The sequence below is a fragment of the uncultured Nocardioides sp. genome, assembly GCF_902805925.1.
GTDB lineage: Bacteria > Actinomycetota > Actinomycetes > Propionibacteriales > Nocardioidaceae > Nocardioides.
Window position 1 is genome coordinate 1 of sequence record NZ_CADCUP010000178.1, and the last position, 4,564, is coordinate 4,564.

The following is a 4,564-nucleotide window of genomic DNA, read 5'->3' on the forward strand; positions in this document are numbered from 1 at the left end:
CGAACCCGCAGACACTGCTCCTCACCGGCCTCACCCGCGACGGCGTCTACCTCGTGGAGGACGGCGAGGTCACCGGCGCGGTCAACAACTTCCGGTTCAACGAGAGCCCGGTGGACCTGCTGTCCCGCTTCACCCACGCCTCCGCGACCGTGCCCGCCTTCAGCCGCGAGTGGGGCGACGACTACTTCAGCCGGACCGCGATGCCCGCCCTGCGCGTGCCCGACTTCAACATGAGCTCGGTCAGCCAGGCCCGCTGAGGGCGTCGGCTCAGCGGCGCCCGCGCACCAGCGCCTGCCAGGTGTCGGCCGCGACCACGCCCGTCGCCGCCAGGCCGGCAGTGCCCTGGTAGTCGCGGACGGCGGCCGCGGTGGCGGGATGCATGAGGACCTCTCGCGGGAGTCGGTCCACGGACCCTAGTCCGTCGCACCCGGCCGAACGCGGGTGCAGCGCCGGCCCGGTCAGCCCTGCCGGTCGAGGCGGTGGGCCTCCGGCTCCCTCTCCCCGGGCCGCACGTCCATCCCGACGCGGTCCTTCTGGCGCGGCACGACGACCTCCTGGGCCTCCTCGTCGTCGACCGGCAGGTAGAAGCGGATCATGGCGCCCCGCCCCACCGGTGCGCACCCTGCTCGCTGCGTGCCATGTGCCTCTCCTCCCCCGGTCCATGGCGGGACCGTCGGGTCCGAGGACCCTGCCCCGCAGGCTAGGACCGGTCCGGGAGCAGGGACAACGGCGACGCGCAGAGGTCTAGACAGGCGGGCCGCCGGGAGCCGTGGTCACCCGCCTAGTCACTCGGTGAGGTCACTCGGCGAAGGCCTCCGGCGGCGGGCACGCGCACACCAGGTTGCGGTCGCCGTACGCCTGGTCGACGCGGCCCACCGGCGGCCAGTACTTGTCGGGGTCGACGCCCGCGGGGAAGGCGCCGAGCTCGCGCGGGTAGGCCCGGTCCCACTCCCCCACGAGCGCCCGCGAGGTGTGCGGCGCGTGCCGCAGCGGGGAGTCCTCGGGGCTCCACTCACCCTTGCCCACGCGGTCGATCTCGGCCCGGATGGCGATCATCGCGTCGCAGAAGCGGTCGATCTCGGCCAGGTCCTCGGACTCGGTCGGCTCCACCATCAGCGTGCCGGCCACCGGGAACGACATGGTCGGTGCGTGGAAGCCGTAGTCGACCAGCCGCTTGGCGACGTCGTCGACGCTCACGCCCGTGTCCTTGGTGATCCCGCGGACGTCCAGGATGCACTCGTGGGCCACCAGCCCGCTGTGGCCGCGGTAGAGCACCGGGAAGTGCTCGCCCAGCCGGGCGGCGACGTAGTTGGCCGACAGCACCGCCGACGCGGTGGCGCGGGTGAGTCCCTCGGCGCCCATGAGCCGGATGTAGGCCCACGAGATCGGCAGGATGCCCGCCGAGCCGTACGGCGCGGCGCTGATCGGACCGATGCCCTCCCGCTTGGCCGTCTCCGGGTGCTGGGGGTGCGAGGGCAGGTACGGCGCGAGGTGCTCGCGCACCGCGACCGGGCCCACGCCCGGCCCGCCGCCGCCGTGCGGGATGCAGAAGGTCTTGTGCAGGTTCAGGTGCGAGACGTCGCCGCCGAACTCGCCGGGCCGGGCGAAGCCGAGCAGCGCGTTGAGGTTGGCCCCGTCGACGTACACCTGGCCGCCGTGGGCGTGCACGATCTCGCACAGCTCGGTGATGGTGTTCTCGTAGGCGCCGTGGGTCGAGGGGTAGGTCACCATGATCGCGGCCAGGTCGTCGGCGTGCTTCTCGCACTGCGCGCGCAGGTCGTCGAGGTCGACCGACCCGTCGTCCCCGGCCTTGACCACGACCACCCTCATGCCGGCCATCACCGCGGAGGCGGCGTTGGTGCCGTGGGCGGAGGACGGGATGAGGCACACCGTGCGTCCCTCCTGGCCCGCGGCGCGGTGGAACCCGCGGATCGCGAGCAGGCCCGCGAGCTCGCCCTGCGAGCCGGCGTTCGGCTGGATGGAGACCCGGTCGTAGCCGGTGACCTCGGCCAGCCAGCCCTCCAGGTCGGCGACGAGCCGGCGGTAGCCCTCGGCGTCCGCGGCGGGTGCGAAGGGGTGCAGGTCGGCGAAGCCCGGCAGGCTCACCGGCTCCATCTCGGTGGTGGCGTTGAGCTTCATCGTGCAGGAGCCCAGCGGGATCATGCCGCGGTCCAGGGCGTAGTCGCGGGCCGAGAGCCGGCGCAGGTAGCGCAGCATCTGGGTCTCGCTGTGGTGGCTGGAGAAGACCTCGTGCGTGAGGTACGGCGTGGTGCGGCGCACGGGGGCGGGGAGCAGGTCGTCGATCCCGGCGTCGAGCACGCCGACGTCGATGGAGACCCCGAAGGCCCGCAGCACGCTGGTGAGCGTCGAGCGGGTGGTGGTCTCCGAGGTGGACACGCCGACGTGGTCGTCGTCGACGTGGCGCAGGTGCAGCCCCAGCGCCCGGGCCGACGCGATCACCTCGGCCGCCCGGCCCGGCACCCGCACGGTCAGGGTGTCGAAGAAGGAGTCGTTGACGACCTCGATGCCGGCCGAGCGCAGCGCGCCGGCGATCAGCGCGGCGTAGCGGTGGGTGCGGGTGGCGATCGCGGCCAGCCCCTCCGGGCCGTGGTAGACGGCGTACATGGAGGCGACGACGGCCAGCAGCACCTGGGCGGTGCAGATGTTGGAGGTCGCCTTGTCGCGGCGGATGTGCTGCTCGCGGGTCTGCAGGGCCAGCCGGTAGGCGCGGCGGCCCTCGGAGTCGATGGAGACCCCCACCAGGCGCCCGGGCAGGTGCCGCTCGTGGCCGGCGGCCACGGCCATGTAGCCGGCGTGCGGACCGCCGTAGAAGAGCGGGACGCCGAAGCGCTGCGAGGAGCCGACGACCACGTCGGCGCCCATCGCGCCGGGCGCCTCGAGCAGGGTCAGGGCGAGCAGGTCGGCGGCGACGACGGCGAGGGCGTTGCGCGCGTGGGTCTCCTCGATGACCGCCCGGGGGTCGAGGATCCGGCCCGACGCGCCGGGGTACTGCACGAGCACGCCGCACAGCTCGCCCTCCGGCAGGCCGCCGGCGAGGTCGGCCACGACCACCTCGATGCCCATCGCCTCCGCGCGGGTGCGCACCACCTCGATGGTCTGCGGCAGCGCGTCGGCGTCGACCACGAACGGGCCGCTGGCCTTGCGGTTGGCGCGACGCACCAGCGTCATCGCCTCGGCGGCGGCGGTCGACTCGTCGAGCAGCGAGGCGTTGGCGGTGGGGAGGCCGGTCAGGTCGCCGATGACGGTCTGGAAGTTGATCAGCGCCTCGAGCCGGCCCTGCGAGATCTCCGGCTGGTAGGGCGTGTAGGCGGTGTACCACGCCGGGTCCTCGAGCACGTTGCGCCGGATCACCGGGGGCGTCACCGTGCCGTGGTAGCCGAGCCCGATCATCGCCTCGGCGGGCCGGTTGCTCGCCGCGAGGGTGCGCAGCTCGCGGGCGGCGGCGTCCTCGGAGACGGCGGCGGGCAGGTCGAGGGAGACCGACTGCCGGATGCCGCCGGGCACGGCCGCGGCCATCAGCTCCTCGAGGGTGTCGAACCCGACGGCCTTGAGCATCGTGGTGACGGCGTCCGCGTCGAGGCCGATGTGCCGGTCGGTGAACGGCAGGGCGGCGTCGAGCTCGGCGAGGGTCTGTCGCTGCGGCATGTGAGGGTCTCCAGGGTCGGGGCGAGGTCCCCTCCCCCTCTGTCACCACGTCCGGTCCCGCGACGGGCTCCACAGTTGCCTGCTCCGCGCGGTCCGGGTGCCTGAGAGGTTCCGGGGAGGAATTGCCCCTTCGGCGCACGCCCCGTCTCGCAGGAGACGGTGTCGTGACTCTCCCGCGCGGGATGGTCAGCACCGACGAATCTACCAGCGTCCCTCCAGCGAAGCCCGTCGCGGACGCGCCGGGGATCGAGCGAGCGGGCCGGCCCCGGACGTGGGCGGTGCGTCAGCCCGCGCTGCGGGTCGCGCGCCGCGCGGCGAGCTCGTCGCCGGCGGTGGTGCTCCCGACCGCGCTGTCGGCGGTGCGCTCGCTGGGGAGGTCGGCCAGCGTGCCCTCGATCTCGCGCCAGACGCCGCCGATCGCGATGCCGAAGACCCCCTGCCCGCCCTGGAGCAGGTCGATGACCTCGTCGTTGCTGGTGCACTCATAGACCGAGGCGCCGTCGCTCATCAGCGTCACGCGGGTCAGGTCGTCGGTGCCCCGCTCGCGGAGGTGGGCCACGGCGGTGCGGATCTGCTGCAGCGAGATGCCGGCGTCGAGGAGCCGCTTGACGACCTTGAGCAGCAGGATGTCGCGGAAGGAGTAGAGGCGCTGCGAGCCGGAGCCGCTCGCCCCGCGCACGGTCGGCTCGACGAGGCCGGTGCGCGCCCAGTAGTCGAGCTGGCGGTAGGTGATCCCGGCGGCGTTGCAGGCCGTGGGACCGCGGTAGCCGGTGTCGACGGGGAGCGGGGAGACGTCGTCGGTGAAGAGCAGGCCCTGCTCACCGGCCAGGTCGACGGCCTGTGCGGCCTGGGCCTGTGCGGCCCGGTCCTGCTCGTTCTCGTTGACGCCCACGGCGAT

Annotated in this window: 5 protein-coding genes and 1 riboswitch; of the genes, 1 reads left to right on the forward strand and 4 read right to left on the reverse strand. The window is 73.6% G+C overall.

Annotated elements, in window-relative coordinates; translation table 11 throughout:
* Window positions 1-257, forward strand: a 257-nt coding sequence (locus QZX64_RS12955) for a metallopeptidase TldD-related protein (RefSeq protein ID WP_295660564.1), incomplete at its 5' end; no start/stop codon positions are given.
* Window positions 258-267: 10 nt separating this feature from the next.
* On the opposite strand, the gene QZX64_RS12960 is transcribed toward QZX64_RS12955, so the two are convergent.
* The 4 genes from QZX64_RS12960 to QZX64_RS12975 all read right to left on the reverse strand — a co-directional run bounded on the left by QZX64_RS12960 (window position 268) and on the right by QZX64_RS12975 (window position 4,495).
* Window positions 268-381, reverse strand: a complete 114-nt coding sequence (locus QZX64_RS12960; protein ID WP_295660568.1) for a peptidoglycan-binding protein — start codon at window positions 379-381, stop codon at window positions 268-270.
* Between the two features lie 77 nt (window positions 382-458).
* Window positions 459-596, reverse strand: coding sequence for a hypothetical protein (locus QZX64_RS12965; RefSeq protein ID WP_295660571.1), 138 nt, complete (start codon window positions 594-596; stop codon window positions 459-461).
* A 202-nt stretch (window positions 597-798) separates the two neighbouring features.
* The gene (gene gcvP, locus QZX64_RS12970; protein WP_295660574.1) at window positions 799-3,666 is read right to left on the reverse strand and encodes an aminomethyl-transferring glycine dehydrogenase; all 2,868 of its coding nucleotides are present in this window, start codon (window positions 3,664-3,666) and stop codon (window positions 799-801) included.
* Between the two features lie 79 nt (window positions 3,667-3,745).
* Window positions 3,746-3,852, reverse strand: a riboswitch (glycine riboswitch).
* A 97-nt stretch (window positions 3,853-3,949) separates the two neighbouring features.
* On the reverse strand, window positions 3,950-4,495 hold the full coding sequence (locus QZX64_RS12975; RefSeq protein WP_295660577.1) for a MerR family transcriptional regulator: 546 nt from the start codon (window positions 4,493-4,495) through the stop codon (window positions 3,950-3,952).
* Between the last annotated feature and the right edge of the window lie 69 nt (window positions 4,496-4,564).

What these genes read in the sequence shown, in the direction of transcription:
- QZX64_RS12960 (WP_295660568.1), bottom strand. Translation starts at nt 381, where the DNA reads ATGCATCCCGCCACCGCGGCCGCCGTCCGCGACTACCAGGGCACTGCC.
- QZX64_RS12965 (WP_295660571.1), bottom strand. Translation starts at nt 596, where the DNA reads ATGATCCGCTTCTACCTGCCGGTCGACGACGAGGAGGCCCAGGAGGTC.
- gcvP (WP_295660574.1), bottom strand. Translation starts at nt 3,666, where the DNA reads ATGCCGCAGCGACAGACCCTCGCCGAGCTCGACGCCGCCCTGCCGTTC.